Here is a 19,120-nt window from a genome sequence, read left to right as displayed (position 1 = left end):
GCGAGAAAATGTTCAGTGGGATAGTGGATTTATTGCGCAAAGTTGACAGCACGCCGCGCGGAGATTCTCCGGCGGCGTGCTGTCAGGTGGCATTAACTGACGTCATCTGGCGCGTTCAGGTTAAATGCATGCCGATATAGCGCTCATAACGCGCTGGTTTCACGCGAGACAGATCGACCAGCACCAGACCATCAATGCAGTGATTGAAATCCGGATCGCTGCCGAAATCGATAAACTGCACGCCGCCCGGCTCGCACACTTCCGAATACTGTTTGTACAGCGTCGGAATCGCGGTACCGAGATTAGCCAGCAAATGCTTGAGACGCCGCAAATCGTCGGCATAGTTATCGCCGGTGAACTGCGCCAGCACCTCCGGCAGCGACGCCGGATAAGGGCGGCGCGACTTCGCCAGCGGCAGGTCGGTCGGAAAGTAGAGACGGTAAAACGCCACCAGCAGATCGCGCGCCGCCAGCGGCATGGTGCCGGAGATTGATACCGGGCCAAACAGGTAGCGCGTCTGCGGATAGCGCGCAATGTAAGCGCCGATGCCCATCCATAAATAATCCAGCCCGCGCTTGCCCCAGTAGGCCGGCTGAATGAAGCTGCGCCCCAGTTCCAGCCCCTGCTGAATAATCGGCAGCATGCGCTCGTCATAGTGGAACAGGCTGTCGCTGTAGATGCCCTGCAGCCCGCGCCGCGCCAGCTGCTCGGCGCCGGGAATAAAGCGGTAGGCCCCGACAATCTCCAGCGCCTCGTCATCCCATAAAATCAGGTGATAGTAATCATCGTCATACTTGTCGAGATCGCGCCGCCTGCCGCTGCCCTCGCCCACCGCACGGAAGGCGATTTCGCGCAGCCGGCCCAGTTCACGCAGCAGCGGCACCCAGCTGGCCCCGTTGCGCCGCCACAGGTATATCTGTTTGCCGTCCGGCAGCGTCCCGAGCCGTTCACTCTCCAGCAACGCTTTTTTCAGCTCAGCGCGATCTTCCGGGCGGGCGATGGCGGCTTCGGTAAGAAACAGACCGCTCCGTCCCTGACCGATGCGGTACAGATGCTTGCGCAGCCGCTTCGCCAGCTCTTTGCCCGGCGTATGGCCATCGTGCCAGTTGGCGAAGGGAATCTGCTCGCCGATATGCAGTTTGATGCGCGTGCCGCGCTGGCGGAACATTTCGCGCACCAGCATCAGCAGCGCCAGCGGTGCCGCCACCTTCGCCGCGGCGTAAAACGCCAGGCTGTTACGTCCTGCCACGTGCACCGGTACCAGCGGCGCGCGGGCGCGGGCGGCCAGGCGCAGAAAACTGTGGTGCCAGTGACGGTCACGCACGCCGCGGCTGGACAGGCGCGAGACTTCACCGGCCGGGAAGATAATCAGCGCGCCCTGGTTGTCGAGATGCTGCTGCATGCGCGTCAGCTGCTCGCGGCTGGTGCGGTTGCCCATGTTATCCACCGGCAGCATCAGGTTGTTGATGGGTTCCAGCATCATCAGCATGCGGTTGGCAACGATTTTCACGTCGCGCCGCACCTGCGATACCGCCGCCAGCAGCGCCAGGCCGTCCAGCGCGCCAAGCGGATGGTTGGCGACGATCACTACCGGCCCGTGCGTCGGGATCTGTTCAAGGTCGCGTTCGCTGAGCTCACAGCGCACATCCAGGTGCTCCAGCACCTGCTCCACCATATCCACCCCTTTCAGATGCGGATAGCGCTGGGCAAAGTCCTGAAACTCCTGTTCACGCACCGCCCACTTCAGCAGGCTTTTCTGCCAGTGCGCTGGCTGCTGGCCTGGCCAGTAAGTATTGAGAAGCTGATCAACGGAAAACATGGTGCACCTTTTTATACGCAGCGGTTTATTCCTCTGACGTTAAAACGGCTTGTTTTCAGATTTATGACCACGGCAGATGCGGACAGGAAAAAGTATAAGCGCGCTTTGCTCTGGCGCATGAAAAAGGCGACTTTACCTTAAATAAGAAATTTCCAGACAGGACTTAAATCTTATTCTTAAGACCCGTGAATTAATCTGGTCACACCTCTGCTAAAGAATTTTCATCGGTGTTTATTCCTTGCGTTCTTTTTTTATTTATTTTTGGACTACACATATGATTAATTCGGTATTTATAGTTGATGACCACCCATTAATCTGCGCGGGTATCCAGGCACTGCTGCAAGCATATGACTATTCAATTGCGGGCATGGCTAACAAAGGCGATTTATTGATTAGCAAATTACATCTCGTGCAGCCAGACGTGGTGCTGCTGGACCTGACCATGCCCGGCCGCGCGGGTATTCCGCTGATTGCCGACATTAAACGTATTTTGCCGCAGCAAAAAATCATTGTTTTTACCGCCTCAGAAAGCCTGTTTTATCAACGCTGTTGCCTGCAGTTAGGGGTAGAAGGCTATGTGTGTAAACGCGGCGATTTGGAAACTTTATTGACAGCAATAAAAGAAGTCGAGCGCGGAAAACGTTTTTATCCGGTCACGCACAGCGCGGCGGATGCCGCCGAACTGATTGAAAGCGAGAAATTGATGAGTTTAACGCGCCGCGAATTGATTGTGCTGGTGAAACTGGCCTCCGGGATGAGCAATAAAGAGATCGCCTCACAATTACAGCTGAGCAGTAAAACCATCAGCACTTATAAAATTAAAATCCTGCGTAAGCTCGGCCTGAAAGGAATTAGCGGAATTAATACGGCGGCGCGCGCCAATGATCTGGTATGAGTCAAACCCGGCCCGGTCCGCCAGCGTGACGACCGGGCAGCAGGTCAGAGCTTGAGCGGCGGCAGCTGAGAGAACACGCTCAGTAACCCTTTGCTCCACAATTGGCGGATCTGGGAAAAGTAGGGATGCTGTTCGGTGATGTGGTACTGCTCGCTGTCGCTGAAGCTGTCGCTGTGGTAAACCATCGCGTCGAGCGGCAGGCCGACGGAGATGTTACTCGCCAGCGTCGAATCCATGGAGATCAGCGCACACTGCATTGCCTGGCTGAGCGAGGTCTCATAGCGCAGCACGCGATCAATGATCGGCTTACCGTATTTGCTCTCACCAATCTGGAAGTACGGCGTGTCGACGCTGGCTTCAATAAAGTTGCCCTGCGGATAGATCTGGAACAGCCGCGGCTCTTCGCCGCGAATCTGCCCGCCCAGCAGCAGCGTGCCGCCAAACTCCTCGCCGTCGCGCGCAATCACTTCACGCAGCGTGGCGCCCACCAGCAGCGCAATGTCGTACAGCGAACGCCCGTTGAGCAGATTGGGTTGTTCGCTGTCGTTGCAGTTGCGCCGCAGCAGACTCATCACGCTCTGCGTCGTCGCCAGATTGCCGGCGCTTTGCAGCACCAGCGTGCGCTCATCGTCCACCTGAAACACATGCAGTTTGCGAAACGAGGAGATATGATCCACGCCCGCATTGGTGCGTGAATCCGAGACAAAAATCATCCCGGCCGATAAACGCATTGCCACACAATAAGTCATAGTTACGCCTGTTCCGATTACTGCTGCCCGTGCACCTGTTGCACCGCAGCCACCGCCAGCATATCTTCACCGCCGCCGCCCAGACGAATGCCGCGCACCGGACAGGCATCGAGATAGTCGACGCCCACCGCCAGCCGCAAATGCTGCCGCGTACTGCGCGTGTTATTGGTGATATCAAAGCTGTGCCAATTGCCATCCAGCCAGGCTTCAACCCAGGCGTGGGTAGCAACGTGTTCAACGTTGTCAGTATACAGATAGCCACTGACGTAGCGCGCCGGGATCCCCAGGCTGCGGCAGCAGGCGAGAAACACGTGGCTGTGATCCTGGCAAACGCCGCTGCCGGCAGCAAACACTTTCGCCGCGCTGTCGCTCACCTGCGTGCTGCCGGGCTGGTACGGCATTTTCAGCAGCAGCTCGTCCATCAGTTTTTCCAGGCTGGCGAGCGGTTTCTCCGCCTGCCAGTAGCGCCGGGCGAAGTCGCGGATTGCCCCGTCCGGCTGGGTCAGCGGCGTGGCGCGCAGAAACACCAGCGGCGACAACGTCGACTGCGGATCCGGCGCCAGCTCGCTGGCATCCAGAATCTCGACCACGCAGCGCGCGGCAATCTCCAGCAGCTGATGCGGCCTGTCCAGCGTCAGCACGTGCAGCACGTTGCCATAGGCATCCAGCGTGCGCGTCGCCTCACACGGCAGATCGAGCTGCCACGACAGCACCTGCTGGTGCACCGAATTCTGCGGCGTCAGGCGCAGATACTGGGTGCTGAGTTTTACCTGCTGCTCATAGGCGTACCAGGTTTTATGCTCAATGTTCAGTCTCATTTCGCCTCCAGATAGGTGTGATTGATGCTCTCCGCCAGCGCGTTGATGCGGCTGAGAAAATGGTCCAGCCACGGCTGCAGGCCGTCGCGCGTCAGGCTCTCCCAGGTGCTGAAGCGCATCTCCGCCAGCAGGACCGTACTGAGATAGCGCGGACGATCCTCGCCGCTGCTGCCAATCTGCTCCAGCTGGCTAGCGATCTCTTCAATGCAGGAGTGCAGCGAGCGCGGACTTTCGCTGCGCAGGATCAGCATTTCGTTGACCAGCGGCGGCATCAGCTGCTGCTTAAAGATGGCGTTGTAGGCCTCGCGCGCCGACACTGCGCGCAGCAGGCTGTCGAGGCAGTAATATTCCCGTACCGTATCGGGATGCTGCTCCAGCAGCTGCTGGTTAACGCTCAGCAGCCGCGCGGTGCCGTCGCTGCGCTCCATCAGCGTGCCAAGCCGGATAAAACGCAGCGCATCACCGCGCAGCAGCGTGCCGGACATCGCGCCGCGAAACAGATGCGAACGCTCTTTCACCCAGTCAAAGAAGCTGTCGGCACCGGCCGGCGAGATGCCGCGGCGGCGCGTGTTGCGCATCTCAATCCACGTCGAGTTAATGCTTTCCCACACTTCGGATGACAGGCTGCCGCGCACCGCGTGCGCGTTGTTCCACGCCGCCTGCCAGCAGCTGAAAATACTGCTCGGGTTACGCTCATCCAGCGCGAAGAAGTTAAACAGCTGCGGCATGGTGCAGCGCCCGTTGAGGGTTTCAAACAGCTGACGCGTGCCGGTCAGGTTGAGCGGCAACAGCAGTTCGTCGCCCTGACGATTGCGCACCGGCATCAGCGACAGGCGATGGGTCACATCCAATACCCGGGCAAGTTGTTCTGCGCGCTCGAGATAGCGCGCCATCCAGTAAAGGCCACTGGCCGTCCGGCTTAGCATGATGTGTCATCCTCCAGCACCCAGGTGTCCTTGGTGCCGCCGCCCTGCGACGAGTTCACCACCAGCGAGCCTTCGGTCAGCGCCACGCGCGTCAGGCCGCCCGGCACCAGCCGGATATCCGCGCCGTACAGCGCAAAAGGCCGCAGATCGATATGGCGCGGCGCCAGACCGTTGTCGATAAAGGTCGGGCAGGTGGAGAGCGACAGCGTATCCTGCGCGATATAATTGTCCGGCCGCGCCAGCAGCCGTTCGCGAAACTCGCTCAGCTGCTGCTGGCTGGCGACCGGGCCAATCAACATGCCGTAACCGCCGGCACCGTGCACCTCTTTCACCACCATCTGCGCCAGATTGGCCAGCACGTAGCTCAGATCCTGCGGCTTGCGGCACTGCCAGGTGGGCACATTATTGAGGATCGGATCTTCATCAAGGTAGTAGCGGATCATTTCCGGCACGTAGGGGTAGATCGACTTGTCATCGGCGACGCCGGTGCCGATCGCATTCGCCAGCACCACATTGCCGGATCGGTATACCGACAGTAATCCCGGCACGCCGAGCATCGAATCCGGCCGGAAGGCGAGCGGATCGAGAAAGGCATCATCCACGCGGCGATAGATCACATCCACTTTGCACGGCCCGGCGGTGGTACGCATCAGCACCGCGCCGTCTTTGACAAACAGATCGGCGCTCTCCACCAGCTCCACGCCCATCTGCTGGGCGAGAAAACTGTGTTCGAAGTAGGCGCTGTTGAAACGTCCCGGCGTCAGCACCACCACCACCGGATCGTTAACCGGCGAGCTTTCGCGCAGCGTCTGCAGCAGGTGCGACGGATAGCGCTCCACCGGCGCGATATGCTGCGCGGCAAACAGCTCCGGATAAAGGCGCATCATCATTTTGCGGTTTTCCAGCATGTAGGAGACGCCGGAGGGCGTGCGCAGATTATCCTCCAGCACGTAATAGTCGCCGTCGCTGTTGCGTACCATATCGACACCGGTAATGTGCGCGTAGATCTGGCGATGCAGATCGACATCCTGCATACAGGGCTGATACTGATCGTTAACCAGCACCTGCTCGGCTGGCACGATGCCGGCTTTGAGAATATATTGCTGATGGTAGATATCGTGCAGGAAGGCGTTGAGCGCCTGAACGCGCTGGCGAATGCCGCGTTCCAGCATCGCCCACTCGCTGGCAGGAATGATGCGCGGCACGCTGTCGAACGGGATCAGCCGCTCGGCACCGCCATCGTCACCGTAGACGTTGAAGGTGATGCCAACGCGATGAAACAGCAGTTCTGCCTCTTCACGTTTACGCGCCACCGCCTCTTTGTCCGCCTGTTGTAACCATTCCCAGTAATGCTGATAGTGAGCGCGGTGCTGACCGTCGCTCTGCAACATCTCATCGTAGAAGGTTGATGCTATCTGGTCGCGTGCTTTCATGATTTACCCGGCGCTTGTCAGAGGACCTGACTTCTCTCCTGCACAAAGTGTGCCAGAGGCCCGCCGCCGCAACGGCACGCGCGCCCCGAAAGCGGAGCCGCGCCGGATAATCGTTGCCTTGCACCTTACTGGTGCATCAGCTGCTGCGCCACTGGTAGCCAGATTTCGGTCATTGCTCCTTCGCCGCCGGTAAACGGGTCGCGATCCGGCAGCGGCACGCGCTGGATCTGCTCTTTCGACGCGCGCAGCCGGGAGGGTTCGTCGCGCACGGTTTCCGGTGACATTCCTTCAGGATAGGCGCCAACGGTGAAAAAGTCGTCGGAGGCAAACACCTGTTTATGGCCCACGCCGGCCGGGATCAGCACCGCATCACCTTCACGCAGCGTCACCATGCGGCCGCTGTCGCCGCCAAACAGCACTTCCGCCCAGCCCGCGCCGACGCCCAGTACCTCATGGGTGTTGGGATGATAGTGGGTGTAAGGAAAAATCGGCGCGCGCCACGCCGCAGGCCAGCCGCTGGCGCTAAAGGTTTTTTCAAACCAGGCCGCGCTGTCCTCCTCCTCTTCCGGCACTACGCACGGCCAGATGATCAGCGGCAGCGGATTATTGGGTACACCGCCGGACGGCAGCGATAACATTAAATGCTGCGGGTTACCTGACGATCCCGCGGAAAAGGTACCGGCGGCGAAAGACATCAGTAACAGCAGACTGGAAGATTGGGCAGACATACTCTTTCTCCGGATAGCCACGTTGCCTAATTGTGGCAAAGCCACCGGGCATTGCAATGTGCGCACACCGGCAAAATTCACATAAAAGAATGATTTAGCTTACTAAAGCCAAATTACTTATTAACATATTTAACATTTCGTGGCATGCCGTGGCGCGCCTCGTTTACCCGGCGTCTGCCGCAGCAAAAAACAGGAAAAAAAAACCGGTGGATTTCGCCACCGGTAGAATCAACTGTTGATTCAAAGGCACTGACAGGTTATCGCAGGCGGTCAGCGATGGGTTTCACCACGTTCTCCCCTTCGCGACCATAAAACTGAAACAGCGTCTCGGCTGCCGCCTCGGTGAGCACCATGATTTCAATGCGGCGGTTACGTGCGCTGAGCGGATCGGCTTTGTCCAGCGGCATACGGGATGACATGGCATTCACCTGCAGCACGCGCGCGCTTTCCAGCCCGCCGCGCTCCAGCGCGCGCCGCGCCGCCAGCGCTCGGTCACCGGAGAGATTCCAGTTGTTATACGCCGCGTTGCCGCTGTACTGCGCGGCATCGGTGTGGCCGCTGATCATGATTTTGTTGTCGATGCGGTTGAACACCGGACCGAGTTCAGTCAGCAGGCGCTGATAAAACGGTGTCAGCACCGCGCTGCCGCGCGGAAACATCATGCGATCCTGGTCATCCTGAATCAGAATACGCAGCCCCTGCGGCAGGGTTTCCAGCGTCAGCAGGTTCTGGGCGTGATAGCTGTTGATGATGCTCTGGATCTGCTGACGCAGCTGCGCCAGCTCGGCATCAGAGCGCGACAGCACGCTGTCCAGATCTTCCTGCGGCTGGTTAGCGTTGTTGTCGCCGTTGTCCGCGCTGGTCTCACTGATGGTGGCACCCTCGGTCGGCGGCGCAATCGCCAGCGTTTCACCAATAATGGAGGAGCCGCGTCCGGTTTCGACATCGAACGGATTAAAGCCGGAGCCGTTAAATATCGAGGTGCCATGGAGCTGAGCGACGATCTCTTTACGCTCGTCTTCGGTGACGGCGCCCATGATCCACAGCACCATAAACAGTGCCATCATCGCCAGCGTGAAGTCGGCAAAGGCCACCTTCCATGCGCCGCCGTGAGCCCCGTGATGTGCTTTTTTACCACCGCGTTTAATGATCAACTTTGTGGTGGTGACCAAAGGGGCCGAGCGAATTTCTGAAGTGTCGGCGCGCTTTACCCTCGACGCGCTGCCGGGCAAACAGATGGCGATCGACGCCGATCTCAACGCCGGGCTGATCAATCAGGAACAGGCGCGCGTGCGGCGTCAGGATGTGGCCAACGAGGCGGACTTCTACGGTGCGATGGACGGTGCCTCCAAGTTTGTGCGCGGTGACGCCGTCGCCGGCATTATGATCCTGCTGATCAACGTGCTGGGCGGCATCCTGATCGGCGTGTTCAAACACGGTTTACCGGCCGGCCAGGCGTTCGAACAGTATGTGCTGCTGACCATCGGTGATGGTCTGGTGGCGCAGATCCCGTCGCTGCTGCTGTCGACAGCGGCGGCGATCATCGTGACGCGCATCAGCGACGGCGCTGACATGGGCGAGGACGTAAAGTCGCAGCTGCTGGCGAAACCGGCCACGCTGTATACCGCTGCGGGCGTGATGTTTGTGCTGGCGATTGTGCCCGGCATGCCGCACATGGTGTTCCTCGCCTTCACCGCCCTGCTGCTGTTCGCCGCGTGGCGCCAAAGCCGCGTGGTGCAGAAGCCGACGCAAAGCCATGTCGACATGGAGGCGATCAATCAGGCACTGGCGCAGCCGGACGAACAGCCGACCATCAGCTGGGACAATATTCCGCTGGTCGAGCCGATCGGCCTTAACCTGGGCTACAAGCTGGTCACGCTGGTGGATAAAGGTAAAGGCGCGCCGCTGACTCAGCGTATGCGCGGCGTGCGCCAGGTGGTGTCGGAAACCAGCGGCGTGCTGCTGCCGGAGATCGCCCTGCGTGAAGATTTCCACTTAAAGCCGTCGCAGTACGCCATCAAGATTAACGGCGTTCGTACCGCAGTAGGCGAAGTGCATGCCGACCGCCTGATGGCGCTGCCGACGCCGGATCAGTACGGCGAGATCGACGGCCTGCTGGATACCGATCCCGCGTACGGTATGGCGGTGACCTGGATCCTGCCGGAGCAGAAAGCCAAAGCGCTGAATCTGGGTTATCAGGTAGTCGACTGCGCCAGCGTGGTGGCCACGCACGTCAACAAAGTGGTGCGCGAAAACCTGCCGGAGCTGTTCAACTACGATGATATTACTCAGCTGCATCAGCGGCTGGCGAGCGTGGCGCCGAAGCTGTCAGAGGATCTCAACGCGGCAGTGAACTACAGTCTGCAGCTCAAGGTGTATCGTCTGCTGCTCAACGATCAGGTATCGCTCAAGGACATCACTACCATCGCCACCACGCTGCTGGAGAGCGTGGCGATCACCAAAGATCCGATCCTGCTGACCTCCGACGTGCGTTACGCGCTGCGCCGCGCCATGGTGGCGGCGATTGCGCCGGACAACAAACCGCTGTCGGCCTATACGCTGGATAACAGCCTGGAAAATCTGCTGCTGGCAGCGCTCAATCAGGCGCAGCAGGGCGGCAAAGTGGCGCTGGACAGTTTCCCGGTCGATCCTAACATTCTCACCCAGCTGCAGAGCACGCTGCCGGTGATGATGGAGCAGCTGAAAGCGCAGAACCTGACGCAGGTGCTGCTGGTGACGCCGCAGCTGCGGCCGCTGATTGCGCGCTACGCCCGGCTGTTCGCCAGCGGGCTGAATGTGCTGTCGTATAACGAGGTACCGGACGATGCCAATCTGCAGATTGTCGGGCAGGTAAGCTGATCATGTGATGATGAATTTTGAAGACATTACCGCAGGGGTAAGAAAAAAGGGTTCATGCGAAGCATGAACCCTTTGTGCATGGTCAGGCGCCGTTAAACCAGCCTGATCTGGCGCGCCTTTAGGTGATCAGGGATTACACCAGTTCTGTTTTCACTCCCTGCTGCACCAGCAGCTCGGCATCAGCACCGCTGTGGCTGTAGACGTTATACGCCACGCCGCCCACGGTGATTTGCCCGGTCTGCTGGCTCCAGCTGCCCTCTTTCTCGCCTGATGGCAGAATGTCCGACAGCTTAATGATGTCGTTGCTGTCACCTTTGATCAGCATCTGCGTTTTGCCGTCATCGATAAACAGGTTGGTTTCACCATGCTGCAGCAGGCTGGCCACGTCAACGCTCAGCGTGTTGCTGCCGTTACCGCTCAGGTCAACCCTGCCCTGCGCATTCTGCTGCGCCAGCAGCGCGGAGAGCTCGATGTGATCCTGGTCAACGGTCATAGTGGTAGTGGATTCATCAATACCCAGCAGACTGACCGGAGCATTCGCTGTATTAATATCATATCCCCCTTGAGTAATGTCCTGTGCTGCAGATGCAGAAACTACATCGAAATAATACTGCGGAGAAAATTGGGTCTCATCACCTGATGCTTCAACCGACTTGACGCGGAAATGCCATCGGCCATCAGCCAGTTGTTCCGGAATTTTCACCGTCCAGTTGCCGTTGGCATCGGTCATGACTTCATAAGTTTTATTCCAGCTTCCCCAGCTCTCAGCGCCTTTTGCCAGAACCAGAATCAGCTTGCTGTTTGGCTCCGCCGTACCGCGCAATTCCGGCGTTTTATCCGTCGTCATACCCTGATCTGCAATGAGCTTAATCGCCCCTTCGTTATCATATGCACCGGTAATGAGCGGTGGAAGAATAACATTGAAATAATACTGAGGAGATAAACCGGTCGTATTACCTGCTGCATCAACTGATTTTGCCCGGAAATACCATCTACCATAAGCCAGCTCGTCCGGGATTTTTACCGTCCAGTTTCCCTTGTCATCCGTCATAACCTCATAGGTTTTATTCTTGCCTTCCCAGCCCTCTTGATTGAATGCCAGCACCAGGATCAGCTTGCTGTTTGGCTCAGCCGTGCCGCGCAGTTCCGGCGTTTTATCCGCCGTCACACCCTGGTCTCTGAGCGACTTTAATCCATCTTCATTAGCATATGCACCGTTAATGACCGGCTCAACAGGTGGAGTTGTGTCGAGATTGAAGATAAATTTCTCGGTATAAGGGCTTACCTTCGAGCCACTGATGCTGCGGGCGCGGTATTCCCAGACGCCGTCTTTAGCCAGCTCCGGAGAAGTCAGTGACCAGTTGCCGCTGGCATCAACCTTCGCGCTGCCAGCCGATTTCCAGCCGTCGCTTGACAGGCCGAAGATCACCTCAATAATTGCGCCAGGCTCACCCTTACCCTTCAGCGTTGGCGTTTTATCATCGGTAACGCCACCATGTTGCACGTTACCCTTCACCGTACCTGCGTCATCCAGTACGTGGGTAATCACCGGTGCGGCAATGACTTCAAAGTAGTACTGCGGGGACAGCCCGGTAGTATTGCCTGCCGCGTCAACTGATTTGACACGGAAATGCCACCGGCCATCAGCCAGCTCGTCCGGAATTTTTATTTTCCAGTTTCCGTTGGCGTCCGTCATAACTTCATAGGACTTGTTCCAGCTCCCCCAGTTCTCGCCGTTAAATGCCAGAACCAGTATCAGCTTGCTGTTTGGCTCGGCCTTGCCGCGCAGCTCCGGCGTTTTATCCTTCGTCACGCCCTGGTCTGCAATGAGCTTCAGTGAGCCTTCGTTATCATACGCGCCGGTGATGACCGGCTCGGCTGGCGGGGTCGTGTCAAGATTAATGACAAATTTGCCCGTCCAGCTGCTTTTATTCGCGCCGTTCACGCTGCGCGCGCGATACTCCCATGTGCCATCTGAACCCAGGGCCGGAGAGGTGAACGACCAGTTTCCATTCGCATCAACCACGGCGCTGCCCGCGGCTTTCCACGCTTCGCCGTATTTGCCATACTCAAACTCGACAACAGCACCCGGCACGCCCTTGCCCTTCAGCGTCGGCGTTTTATCGTCGGTAAAGCCGCCGTGCTTCACGTCGCCCTGCACCGCGCCCGCGTTATCCACAGCGTGGGTGATTTCCGGAGCTTTATCAGCACTGGCGTATACTCTCACCGTGAAATAGTCTGTCCAGTCGCTGACTTTTGCACCGTTCACGGAGCGCGCGATGAAGTAAACGGTGCCGTCGGCCTTCAGGTCCGGGGTCGTGAAGCGCCAGTTGCCGCTGGCATCAACCACCGCTGACCCCGCCACAGTCCATCCGCTGGTACCGGCCTTGTTGTATTGGACCTGAATCACCGCGCCCGGCACCCCCTTGCCGTGCAGCGTCGGGGTTCGGTCGTCCGTGATGTCACCGTTCTTCAGGTTACCCTGCACCGCGCCCGCGTCGTCCACCGCGTGGGTGATTTCCGGCGCCTTGTCGGCCGTGGCGTAAACCTTCAGCGTAAAGGTGTTTGACCAGTCGCTGATTTTTACTCCGTTAACCGTGCGCGCCGCAAAAGAAACGCTGCCGTCGGTCTTCAGGTCCGGAGACGTCAGGCGCCAGTTGCCGCTGGCGTCCACCACCGCTGAGCCAGCCACGACCCACTCGCCGCCGGCCTTGCTGTACTTCACCTCAACCACCGCGCCCGGCACGCCCTTACCGTGCAGCGTCGGCGTCTTATCATCAGTGATGCCGCCGTGCTTCACGTCGCCCTGCACCGCGCCCGCGTTGTCTGCCGCGTGGGTGATTTCCGGCGCGCTGGCCGCATCCTTGCTGATGTTCAGCGAGAACGACCCGCTCCACGCGCTCAGCTTGCCGCCGTGCGCCGACTGTGCCCGGTACTGCCACGTGCCGTCGCCTGAGACCTGAGGCGGCGTGTATTTCCAGGTGCCGTCTGCCGCGACCACGGTTGATCCCGCCGCGATCCAGCTTCCGCCCGGCTTGCCCATGTTGAAATAAATAATGCTGCCCGGCGCGCCTTTGCCGCCCAGCTCCGGCGTGCGGTCGTCGGTCAGGCCCTTATTGCCCACCACGCCGGTCACCGGCCCCGCGTTGTCGAACGCCGAGAGGATTTGCGGCGCCTCAGGCGCCTCCGTTGACAGCACCACTTTAAACTTGCCGGTGTAGCCCCCGGTGCGCCCGTCCACGTTAGCGCGGGCGCGGTATTCCCAGGTGCCTTCGCTGGTGAGGATGGGCGAGGTGAAGCTCCAGTTACCGCGCGCGTCCACCACCGCCGTGCCGGCCGCGCGCCAGCCCTCGGTCGACAGGCCGTACTGAATTTCAATGATCGCGCCCGGCGTGCCGGTGCCGTGCAGCACCGGCGTGGTGTCGTCCGTCAGGCCGCCGCTTTTCAGGTCGCCCTTCACGCTGCCGAAATCGTCCACGGCTTTCAGAATCTGCGGGGTCTCGATGGGGTCAGGCGAGACCGTCACGTTAAACGGCGACGTCTCCTCGCTGACCTCGCCGCGGATGTTCTGCGCGCGCAGCGTGATGACGTTGCTGCCGTCGTTCAGTATCGGGTAGCTGCTGGTCCAGCTCCACTTGCCGTCGTGCACCGGCACGCCCGCCACGAACAGCCCGTTGACGTAGATGTTGACCTGGATGGCGTCCAGCGGCGCCGCGCCGCTCAGCTGCGGAGTTTTGTCGTCGGTCTGGCCGTTGTGGGCAATCGCGCCCTGCTTCAGGCCCTCGTTGTCGGTGACGCTGAGCAGCACCGGCTGGTCGACCAGCGGCACGTTAATGCGCAGCGGATAGGTGTCGGAAGGCTCGCTGACCTGATTGTAATTATCGCTGGCGGTCACGTACACGTTGTGCAGGCCCTTGCCCAGCGGCGCATCCAGCTGCCACGAGCCGTTTTTCGCCGCCTGCACGCTGCCGATAAGCTCGCCGTTGCTGTAGACGCGCACGACGCTGTCCGGCTCGGCGAAGCCGGTGATGGTCGGTTTTTCATCGTCGGTGAAGCCGCCCGGCGCAACCGGCCCCTTCACGCTGCCCACGTCGTCCAGCACCGCGGTGATAACCGGTTTCTCCGGCGGGCTGAAATCCACCATAATCTGGCGCTGCAGCAACTCGCCGTAGACGCCGGAGTGGGAGATATAGCGCACGGCCAGGTTGTGGCTGCCCTCTTCCAGGCGCAGCGGCAGCTGCAGCTCCCAGTTGCCGTCCTTGTCAATTTCTACCAGGAAGGTGCGGTTGTTCAGTGAGAACTCGATAGTCTTGAGGCGGCTGTCGCTGACGTGGCCCTTCCAGTACTGATAAGGGGTGTTGCTGTAGGAGGTTTGCCCCGCGCTGATGGGATCGTAATGGGTCACGCTCATGTTGGTTTCCTGTTGGTTAAAAATCATTATCTGCGATTGCAGGTCGGGAAGATTTTTAACAGCGGAAAGCCAGTTCGTTCACAAGACTTGTCCCGAACACACGTAAAGAAAAATCTCGAAACTGTTTTAACTCATTCTATTAACAAGAAATCCTTTACATTTCCCTTGCGTAATTTACGAGTTTGCCGCGCCAGTCCCATTCGTTGCATGAAAATAATTTAGCTGTTTAATTGCTAAATACCGCATTTTTAATAGATGCGCCCAAAATAACTGTTATAGAAAAATAGTGGAAATCTGTGTCTGACTTACTGTACTGCTATGTGATTTACTGGCATGCAGTGATATTCAGAGGTGAATAATGGACGCGATTAAACAAATTCTGATCGATGAAATCGACACGCTCAACCGCGAAGAGCGGCGCGATAATCTGCCGCGTTTTAGCTTTAACTTCCTGAAAACCCATCCGGGGCTGTGGGGCGTGATGTACCTGTGCTACGGCCTGTGCGTGGCGCTGATTTTCTCGACTGAGATGCTCGGCTGGCCAGCCTTCTGGTTCGCCACGGTGTTCGTGCTGGTGATGAGTTTTCTGATGCTGCTGGACATCAACCCGAAATACCGCTTCGAGGACATTGATACGCTGGATCTGCGCGTGTGCTACAACGGCGAGTGGTATTACGTGCAGCCGGTCTCACAGCAGGCGCTGGACAAGATCCTTGAGAATCCGGGCACGCCCGAGCGCGTGCGCAGCGGCATCGATCGCCTGATGCAGCAGAAAGGGGAAGTGGATTTTTATGATGTCTACTATCTGACCTGGGGCCATCAGCGCGCCGCGAAGATTTGAACGGGCAAATTCATTCATACTTCCATGGTATTTATAAGTCTTTAATGACTCACTGCTTAATTACTATCCCCAGCGTTTCCACCGCCGCCTCGGCGCGTGCATCCCACGGCCAGGCGGTGTTGAAGCGGAAGCCGTATTAGCCCGTCTGCAGCTTCGACACAATCCAGCCCTGGCTCTTCAGCACTTCGTAAGCGTGCATCACCGTCATCAGGCTAAGTCCGCTCTGTTCCGCCTGCTGGCGCAGCGAAGGCAGCTTTTCACCCGGCGGCCAGATGCGTGCTTCGATTTGCGTACGTAGCTGATCTACCAGCTGCTGGTATTTGGCCATGGCGCCTCCGCTGCGGAAATGTCGCGCGTCAGGTTTACATGGATTGGTTTGGCGAGGATATCGCAGCCTCAGATGCTTACAGGACTGCTAAGGGAGCTGTGCTCCAGTGAACCTGTTCATATAGTACATGAGATTCCTGTTGACTGAGGCAATGCACTAAGCACAGTTAAGAGCCTCCATTCATGACCCCACATAATTCCCTTTTTAAGTAAAAAATTTGACTTAATTCAATGAAACAAAAAAAGCCAGGCTTGATTATCGCTGCCTTTACCTCATACGAAAAAGGTTACAGATGAGTCGTCCTGCTAAAAAGATTTTTACCCCAGAACTGATAGATGAATGTGTTCAAATGATTGTTCGTGAAGGACATACTTACAGAAAGGTATGCGAAGATAAGGAGGTTAGTAAGACAACTCTTGAGGGCTGGGTCAGGAAGTTTCGCCGTGAGCAAGGTCAGGATATTCCGGATAAAAAAGCACAGGCCAAGCAACATCAACTATTTAAAGATCTTGAGAAAACTAATCGCGATTTAATGGATGAGGTTAAGCGGTTAAAAAGCATTATTGCGCTGCTTGCTGTGCAGGCTAAACTCACCTGAAATTGAGTTGTCCTCTATTACCCTATCGTTTACTGACACCTGATAACACATCTTTAAATGTCAGCAGAGCCGCGGCCTCAAGGCTGCGGCTTTTGATCGTGACAGCGCCAGCGCGCACAAAATCAAAACGCCGGCACGCCGCTGTGAAAGCGCAGCTCAGCGTCCGGTTCGCTGATCAAGCGCGCTTCCGCTGCCCCAATCGCCCGCACGCGCGGCGCGATATCCTTCGGTGAAATCTGTGCCGCCAGCGTCAGGTAATCCTGATAGTGGCGCGCCTCTGAGCGCAGCAGCGAGATATAAAACTTCTCCAGCTGCGCATCCAGATACGGCGCCAGGCTGGCGAAGCGCTCGCAGGAACGCGCTTCGATATACGCCCCGCAAATCAGTTTATCCACCAGCGTATCCGGTTCATGGGTAGTCACTTCACGCAGCAGCCCTTTGGCGTAGCGGCTGGCGGTGATCTTGCGATAGGGCAAACCGCGGGCCTGCATGATTTCCCACACCTGATAAAAATGGTGCAGCTCCTCTTTGATCAGCAGCACCATCTTTTCCACCATCTCGTCAGCCCACGGCAGTTCATTGCGCACAATAATGCTTTTGCTGAGATTCTTGTGGGCATTGATAAAATCGCTGTCGTGATTCTCGCCGAAAATAAAATCTTCGTACGGCTGCAGCCACGCCAGGATCGCGTCGCCACTGGGTTTATCCGCGACGTATTTGCGGATCAGCCACACCGCGGTCTGCGCCGCTTTCAACTCGCATACCATATGATCGGTAAGCAGCAACGTGAGATTTTCCGGCTTGCGCGCTTCATCAATCCACGCCTGCGGCGTGCGGCACTGTAAAAACTGGTGAATGGGGTCTAATAGCGAAGCGTAATTCATCGGAAGTTCTTAACTGGCAGGAAAATTACCGGGCGGCACGTGCCGCCCGTCAGGGCTTAGTGACGTACACCGTCATCGTCTTCGTCGTCGATCTCTTCGCCGTCGTCTTCATCTTCGGCATCCGGATCTTCAAAGTAGGTGCCCCAGCCGTCGTAATCGACGTTGTATTTCCCGACCAGATTCACCAGCTGCTCGACCTGCGCGTCAATCAGCTCCGGCTTCAGCGCCGATTCGCTCAGGATGTCGACGCACATCACGGTGCTACCGTCTTCCAGCTCCAGCTCTTCCGGCTCGGTGACTTCATAGCCCAGCTTGAACGCGTCTACCGCGGCCTTCTCCAGCGAGTCGAAGTTGTTGCAGGAGAGATGATGCTCGATGGTGTAAAGCGCATCCGGATCGCTGCCGTCTTCCAGCAACTCTTCAATGATCAGGCGCGTCTCTTCGCGCTGTTCTTCCAGCAATGCTTCGTATGCCATGGGCGTGTCCTCAAAATGGTGGCAGTGAATGCAATTATTTTCCCACACTGCCTCGCGCGCCACTACACAAAACAGAAAGTTTCTTAGCGCTGGGGTTGAAAATGCATATTCATACGGTTAGATTGAATTTTAATTCATTATTGATGTAATGCGGAGCGCAGTATGAGTCAGCTGTATTCGAGACATTTCCTGAGATTGCTGGATTTCACCCCAGCCGAAATCACCGGTCTGTTATCACTCGCCAGTGAATTAAAACAGGCAAAGAAAAACGCCAGCGAAACCCAGTACCTGAAAGGCAAAAACATCGCGCTCATCTTCGAAAAAGACTCGACCCGTACCCGATGCTCTTTCGAAGTTGCCGCCTACGATCAGGGCGCTAACGTGACGTATCTCGGCCCGAGCGGCAGCCAGATCGGCCATAAAGAGTCGATGAAAGATACCGCGCGCGTACTGGGACGCATGTATGACGGCATTCAGTATCGCGGCTACGGCCAGGCGCTGGTGGAAACGCTAGCCGAATATGCCGGTGTGCCGGTGTGGAACGGCCTGACCACCGAGTTCCATCCGACGCAGCTGCTGGCTGACCTGCTAACCATGCAGGAGCATCTGCCGGGCAAAGCGCTGAACGAGATGACGCTGGTGTACGTCGGCGATGCGCGCAACAACATGGGCAACAGCATGCTGGAAGCGGCGGCGCTGGTGGGGCTGGACCTGCGGCTGGTGGCGCCGAAAGGCTGCTGGCCAGAAGAGGAGCTGGTGGCGCAGTGCCGCGCGGCAGCACAGCACACCGGCGGCAAAATCACCCTGACAGAAGAGATTGCCGAAGGCGTGCAGGGTGCTGATTTCATCTATACCGACGTCTGGGTATCAATGGGCGAAGCGAAATCAGTGTGGGAAGAGCGCATCGCCCTGCTGCGTCCCTATCAGGTGAACAGCGCGATGCTGGCGCTGACCGGCAATCCGCAGGTGAAATTCCTGCACTGCCTGCCCGCGTTTCATGATGACCAAACCACGCTCGGACGGCAGATGGCCGAACAGTATGGTCTGCACGACGGCATGGAAGTCAGCAACGAGGTGTTTGAATCCGACCATAGCGTGGTGTTTGACCAGGCGGAAAATCGCATGCACACCATCAAAGCGGTGATGGTGGCGACGCTGAGTCAGCGCTAAGCCCGCGCGGCGCAAACGTTTACCTCGCGCGTGATTTCTGCTTGATGCGGCTCAGTGAATGCGTATAATGCGCCACAATTTGCCGGAGGAAACATGCAACAGCGCAGCGCACAATTTGCCGCTCCCGTACGCCTGAATGCAGGCGGCGCACCTGTTTCTTTCCGTCATTCATCGATCGCCAGAAA

At 57.9% G+C, this 19,120-nt stretch carries 14 protein-coding genes and 2 pseudogenes; 5 read left to right on the top strand and 11 right to left on the bottom strand.

Features of this window, described 5'->3' with window-relative positions; translation table 11 throughout:
• Positions 1 to 115: 115 nt before the first annotated feature.
• On the bottom strand, positions 116 to 1,819 hold the full coding sequence (olsF, locus tag H7K56_RS13875) for a bifunctional ornithine lipid synthase OlsF (RefSeq protein WP_150361203.1): 1,704 nt from the start codon (positions 1,817 to 1,819) through the stop codon (positions 116 to 118).
• A 274-nt stretch (positions 1,820 to 2,093) separates the two neighbouring features.
• On the opposite strand from olsF, the gene H7K56_RS13870 reads away from it, so the two are divergent.
• The gene (locus H7K56_RS13870; RefSeq protein WP_150361201.1) at positions 2,094 to 2,714 is read left to right on the top strand and encodes a response regulator transcription factor; all 621 of its coding nucleotides are present in this window, start codon (positions 2,094 to 2,096) and stop codon (positions 2,712 to 2,714) included.
• A 44-nt stretch (positions 2,715 to 2,758) separates the two neighbouring features.
• Here H7K56_RS13870 and H7K56_RS13865 read toward each other — a convergent pair whose 3' ends face one another.
• The 6 genes from H7K56_RS13865 to lafU all read right to left on the bottom strand — a co-directional run bounded on the left by H7K56_RS13865 (position 2,759) and on the right by lafU (position 8,540).
• Positions 2,759 to 3,463 carry a proteasome-type protease gene (locus tag H7K56_RS13865; protein ID WP_031279727.1) on the bottom strand — a complete coding sequence of 235 codons (705 nt, stop codon included), beginning with the start codon at positions 3,461 to 3,463 and terminating at the stop codon, positions 2,759 to 2,761.
• Positions 3,464 to 3,480: 17 nt separating this feature from the next.
• Positions 3,481 to 4,281, bottom strand: a complete 801-nt coding sequence (locus H7K56_RS13860) for a transglutaminase family protein (protein ID WP_150361199.1) — start codon at positions 4,279 to 4,281, stop codon at positions 3,481 to 3,483.
• Complete coding sequence (locus H7K56_RS13855) at positions 4,278 to 5,207, bottom strand: alpha-E domain-containing protein (RefSeq protein WP_021507672.1); 930 nt, start codon at positions 5,205 to 5,207, stop codon at positions 4,278 to 4,280. Before H7K56_RS13855 ends, H7K56_RS13860 begins: the two co-directional genes overlap by 4 nt.
• Positions 5,201 to 6,640, bottom strand: coding sequence for a circularly permuted type 2 ATP-grasp protein (locus tag H7K56_RS13850; RefSeq protein ID WP_058770669.1), 1,440 nt, complete (start codon positions 6,638 to 6,640; stop codon positions 5,201 to 5,203). The genes H7K56_RS13855 and H7K56_RS13850 overlap by 7 nt, the downstream gene beginning before the upstream one ends.
• Before the next feature lie 125 nt (positions 6,641 to 6,765).
• Positions 6,766 to 7,368, bottom strand: coding sequence for a hypothetical protein (locus tag H7K56_RS13845; protein ID WP_021507674.1), 603 nt, complete (start codon positions 7,366 to 7,368; stop codon positions 6,766 to 6,768).
• Between the two features lie 257 nt (positions 7,369 to 7,625).
• Positions 7,626 to 8,540: a putative lateral flagellar export/assembly protein LafU gene (gene lafU / locus H7K56_RS13840; protein WP_150361197.1), complete on the bottom strand. Its 915-nt coding sequence runs from the start codon at positions 8,538 to 8,540 to the stop codon at positions 7,626 to 7,628.
• Here lafU and H7K56_RS13835 point away from each other — a divergent pair.
• A pseudogene (locus H7K56_RS13835) lies at positions 8,512 to 10,227 on the top strand (flagellar biosynthesis protein FlhA); the annotation flags it as partial. The gene lafU and the pseudogene H7K56_RS13835 overlap by 29 nt on opposite strands.
• Positions 10,228 to 10,360: 133 nt before the next feature.
• On the opposite strand, the gene H7K56_RS13830 reads toward H7K56_RS13835, so the two are convergent.
• Positions 10,361 to 14,638 (bottom strand): Ig-like domain-containing protein, encoded by a 4,278-nt coding sequence (locus H7K56_RS13830; RefSeq protein WP_170264761.1) that lies wholly within the window; start codon positions 14,636 to 14,638, stop codon positions 10,361 to 10,363.
• Between the two features lie 358 nt (positions 14,639 to 14,996).
• On the opposite strand from H7K56_RS13830, the gene H7K56_RS13825 reads away from it, so the two are divergent.
• Entirely contained in the window at positions 14,997 to 15,479 is a 483-nt protein-coding gene (locus H7K56_RS13825; protein ID WP_021507677.1) for a YlaC family protein, read from the top strand.
• Between the two features lie 139 nt (positions 15,480 to 15,618).
• On the opposite strand, the pseudogene H7K56_RS13820 reads toward H7K56_RS13825, so the two are convergent.
• A pseudogene (locus H7K56_RS13820) lies at positions 15,619 to 15,807 on the bottom strand (GntR family transcriptional regulator); the annotation flags it as partial.
• 292 nt (positions 15,808 to 16,099) lie between these two features.
• On the opposite strand from H7K56_RS13820, the gene H7K56_RS13815 reads away from it, so the two are divergent.
• Positions 16,100 to 16,405 (top strand): transposase, encoded by a 306-nt coding sequence (locus H7K56_RS13815; protein WP_150361194.1) that lies wholly within the window; start codon positions 16,100 to 16,102, stop codon positions 16,403 to 16,405.
• A 122-nt stretch (positions 16,406 to 16,527) separates the two neighbouring features.
• Here H7K56_RS13815 and miaE read toward each other — a convergent pair whose 3' ends face one another.
• Both miaE and rraB read right to left on the bottom strand, forming a co-directional pair.
• Positions 16,528 to 17,289 (bottom strand): tRNA isopentenyl-2-thiomethyl-A-37 hydroxylase MiaE, encoded by a 762-nt coding sequence (gene miaE, locus H7K56_RS13810; RefSeq protein ID WP_088516037.1) that lies wholly within the window; start codon positions 17,287 to 17,289, stop codon positions 16,528 to 16,530.
• Positions 17,290 to 17,345: 56 nt separating this feature from the next.
• Positions 17,346 to 17,765, bottom strand: a complete 420-nt coding sequence (gene rraB, locus H7K56_RS13805) for a ribonuclease E inhibitor RraB (RefSeq protein ID WP_010615961.1) — start codon at positions 17,763 to 17,765, stop codon at positions 17,346 to 17,348.
• Positions 17,766 to 17,927: 162 nt separating this feature from the next.
• Between rraB and argF the strand changes: the two genes are divergently transcribed.
• Positions 17,928 to 18,935, top strand: coding sequence for an ornithine carbamoyltransferase (argF, locus tag H7K56_RS13800; RefSeq protein ID WP_150361192.1), 1,008 nt, complete (start codon positions 17,928 to 17,930; stop codon positions 18,933 to 18,935).
• Positions 18,936 to 19,120: the final 185 nt, after the last annotated feature.

The sequence above is a fragment of the Pantoea dispersa genome (assembly GCF_014155765.1).
Lineage (GTDB): Bacteria > Pseudomonadota > Gammaproteobacteria > Enterobacterales > Enterobacteriaceae > Pantoea > Pantoea dispersa.
The sequence above is the reverse complement of the archived record's forward strand: the minus strand, read 5'-3'. Positions and strand labels throughout refer to the sequence as shown.

Bases quoted from the DNA above. Each gene is read 5' to 3' on its own strand.
- H7K56_RS13845 (WP_021507674.1), bottom strand. From the start codon at position 7,368: ATGTCTGCCCAATCTTCCAGTCTGCTGTTACTGATGTCTTTCGCCGCC.
- H7K56_RS13855 (WP_021507672.1), bottom strand. From the start codon at position 5,207: ATGCTAAGCCGGACGGCCAGTGGCCTTTACTGGATGGCGCGCTATCTC.
- H7K56_RS13860 (WP_150361199.1), bottom strand. From the start codon at position 4,281: ATGAGACTGAACATTGAGCATAAAACCTGGTACGCCTATGAGCAGCAG.
- H7K56_RS13850 (WP_058770669.1), bottom strand. From the start codon at position 6,640: ATGAAAGCACGCGACCAGATAGCATCAACCTTCTACGATGAGATGTTG.
- H7K56_RS13825 (WP_021507677.1), top strand. From the start codon at position 14,997: ATGGACGCGATTAAACAAATTCTGATCGATGAAATCGACACGCTCAAC.
- olsF (WP_150361203.1), bottom strand. From the start codon at position 1,819: ATGTTTTCCGTTGATCAGCTTCTCAATACTTACTGGCCAGGCCAGCAG.
- miaE (WP_088516037.1), bottom strand. From the start codon at position 17,289: ATGAATTACGCTTCGCTATTAGACCCCATTCACCAGTTTTTACAGTGC.
- argF (WP_150361192.1), top strand. From the start codon at position 17,928: ATGAGTCAGCTGTATTCGAGACATTTCCTGAGATTGCTGGATTTCACC.
- H7K56_RS13870 (WP_150361201.1), top strand. From the start codon at position 2,094: ATGATTAATTCGGTATTTATAGTTGATGACCACCCATTAATCTGCGCG.
- H7K56_RS13830 (WP_170264761.1), bottom strand. From the start codon at position 14,638: ATGAGCGTGACCCATTACGATCCCATCAGCGCGGGGCAAACCTCCTAC.
- H7K56_RS13865 (WP_031279727.1), bottom strand. From the start codon at position 3,463: ATGACTTATTGTGTGGCAATGCGTTTATCGGCCGGGATGATTTTTGTC.
- H7K56_RS13815 (WP_150361194.1), top strand. From the start codon at position 16,100: ATGAGTCGTCCTGCTAAAAAGATTTTTACCCCAGAACTGATAGATGAA.
- rraB (WP_010615961.1), bottom strand. From the start codon at position 17,765: ATGGCATACGAAGCATTGCTGGAAGAACAGCGCGAAGAGACGCGCCTG.